This window comes from Halogranum amylolyticum (assembly GCF_900110465.1).
Lineage (GTDB): Archaea > Halobacteriota > Halobacteria > Halobacteriales > Haloferacaceae > Halogranum > Halogranum amylolyticum.
Genome location: NZ_FODV01000058.1, coordinates 1 through 1,824, shown reverse-complemented (window position 1 = coordinate 1,824; position 1,824 = coordinate 1). Strand labels below are relative to the sequence as shown.

Here is a 1,824-nt window from a genome sequence, read left to right as displayed (position 1 = left end):
GAGACGGCCGGTGCGGAGAGACCGACGGCATCAGCGATGTCACTGTACGGTCGACGGGCGTTCGACATCAGGAGCTGAAGGATTTCGAGATCGGTCTCGTCGAGGTCGCGCATAGCGGGTCAACGACGGCGAATGACTAAAGTATCTCGGTGAGGTGGGATTAGTTTCCAAACCCCTGATTGTCTATAACCCACAAACTCAAAGGGGGAATCCGCATAAGAAAGGAGAGCGTATATACTCGCATATGTCAACAACCATCACCGTTGAGGGAATGACCTGCAGCCACTGTGAACAGACAGTCGAAGAAGCGCTTCGAGAAGTGAACGGCGTGACCGACGCGACCGCTGATCGAGAAGCCGAACAGGCGAGCGTTGATGGCGACGCTGACGACACTGCACTCGTCCAAGCTGTTGAGGACGCTGGATACACCGCCCACGCCTGAGAAACGCCGGAACGCACGCCGACGAACGCCCCGCCGTTCTCGTTCGATTCCAACCCTCTCGACGGCACCGCGCAGTATCAGGGTCTGGACAATATAATGAGGGACGGCATCAAACCTCAATCCATGAGCAATCATCCAGACCACGAGCATTCCAAGCCTCCCGAACCGGAGCCTCACTCCCCAAGTCAATCCGAAGGGCCCGTCTACTGTTGTCGAATCTGCCAGTTAGAAGCAGATTCGGAATCGAGAGGAATAGCCCACGCGTCATCCGAACAGCATTCCCACCACCCGGAGCACAAAGCCCACACTGCGGCGGATGAGGCCACCACAGAACTCGAACACTCGGACAAACACGCACAGCACGAGCACCGCCAAGCCGAAACCGAACACACTCACCACGGAAAAGCAGAGTACGACCGCGGTGCGCACGTTCACGAGGGAGGTCCACACGAGGACCACGGCGCCCACACGGACCACACGGGCCACGAACAGATGTTCCGCCGGCGGTTTTGGGTGTCGCTCGTCCTCTCGGTGCCAGTCATTTTCTTCAGCGAGTTCATCCAAGATGTCTTCAGCTACACCGCGCCGATATTCCCAGGTAGTGCCTGGATCACGCCCGTCCTCTCAGTGATCATCTTCGCATACGGTGGCGTGCCGTTCCTCACAATGGCTCGCACCGAATTGAAAAACCGCGAACCGGGGATGATGATGCTCATCTCGCTGGCCATCACCGTTGCGTTCGTCTACTCGATTGCGAGTCTGTTTCTCGAGGGGACGACGCCCTTTTTCTGGGAACTCGTAACGTTGATCGACATCATGCTGCTGGGCCACTGGATGGAAATGCGCTCGGTTCGCCAAGCCTCCGGGGCGCTCGATGAACTTGCGAAGCTCATGCCGGACACCGCAGAGCGCGTCACCGAGAGCGGGGACACGGAGGAAGTACCCGTCTCGGAACTCGGTGAGGGGGATATCATACTCGTTCGCCCCGGTGCGAGTGTGCCTGCGGACGGAGAAGTCGTCAAGGGTGAGTCCTCGGTGGACGAATCGATGATTACCGGTGAGTCCCGACCTGTGGATAAGGAACCCGAGTCGGAAGTAGTCGCTGGCACGGTCAACCAAGACGGTAGCCTCCGCGTTCGCGTCACGAAGACCGGCGACGAGACGACGCTGGCGGGCATCATGCGTCTCGTTGATGAGGCACAGAAGTCGAAGTCCCGGACGCAATTACTCGCTGACCGAGCGGCAGGCTGGTTGTTCTACATCGCACTTGCCGTTGCTGGTATCACCGCCGTCGCGTGGGTCGTCGCCACCGGGTTCAACATCACCGTCCTCGAGCGCGTCGTGACTGTACTGGTCATCGCGTGTCCCCACGCACTCGGTCT

At 58.9% G+C, this 1,824-nt stretch carries 3 protein-coding genes; 2 read left to right on the top strand and 1 reads right to left on the bottom strand.

Features of this window, described 5'->3' with window-relative positions:
• Nucleotides 1-113, bottom strand: a 113-nt coding sequence (locus tag BSG17_RS25805; RefSeq protein WP_139246835.1) for an Lrp/AsnC family transcriptional regulator, incomplete at its 3' end; no start/stop codon positions are given.
• A 131-nt stretch (nt 114-244) separates the two neighbouring features.
• Here BSG17_RS25805 and BSG17_RS25800 point away from each other — a divergent pair.
• On the top strand, nt 245-442 hold the full coding sequence (locus BSG17_RS25800) for a heavy-metal-associated domain-containing protein (RefSeq protein WP_089828194.1): 198 nt from the start codon (nt 245-247) through the stop codon (nt 440-442).
• 123 nt (nt 443-565) lie between these two features.
• On the top strand, nt 566-1,824 hold a 1,259-nt coding region (locus tag BSG17_RS25790; protein WP_394327993.1), incomplete at its 3' end, for an HAD-IC family P-type ATPase.

Excerpts from the sequence above, each read along its gene's own strand:
- BSG17_RS25800 (WP_089828194.1), top strand. The coding sequence starts at position 245 with ATGTCAACAACCATCACCGTTGAGGGAATGACCTGCAGCCACTGTGAA.